The organism is Exiguobacterium sp. s142 (assembly GCF_018618455.1).
GTDB classification, from domain to species: Bacteria; Bacillota; Bacilli; order Exiguobacteriales; family Exiguobacteriaceae; genus Exiguobacterium; species Exiguobacterium aurantiacum_A.
Map to the genome: position 1 here is coordinate 1 of NZ_JACSMB010000060.1, position 256 is coordinate 256.

Below are 256 nucleotides of genomic sequence, written 5' to 3' on the forward strand. Positions count from 1 at the left end.
GTGCCGGCGAAAGGATTTGAACCCTCGACCCTCTGATTACAAGTCAGATGCTCTACCAACTGAGCTACACCGGCAGGTGTAAATGGTGGAGGATGACGGGATCGAACCGCCGACCCCCTGCTTGTAAGGCAGGTGCTCTCCCAGCTGAGCTAATCCTCCGATATGTATGCCTGGCAACGTCCTATCCTCACAGGGGGAGACCCCCAACTACTTTCGGCGCTGAAGCGCTTAACTTCCGTGTTCGGCATGGGAACGG

The 256-nt window shown here is 56.6% G+C and carries 2 tRNA genes and 1 rRNA gene; all 3 read right to left on the minus strand.

The features are described 5' to 3' along the window. Nucleotide 1 precedes the first annotated feature (1 nt). Nucleotides 2-74: transfer RNA gene (locus KNP77_RS15905), tRNA-Thr, on the minus strand. Between the two features lie 9 nt (nt 75-83). Continuing rightward, nucleotides 84-159: transfer RNA gene (locus KNP77_RS15910), tRNA-Val, on the minus strand. 9 nt (nt 160-168) lie between these two features. Further along, a 5S ribosomal RNA gene (rrf, locus tag KNP77_RS15915) occupies nt 169-256 on the minus strand; the annotation flags it as partial.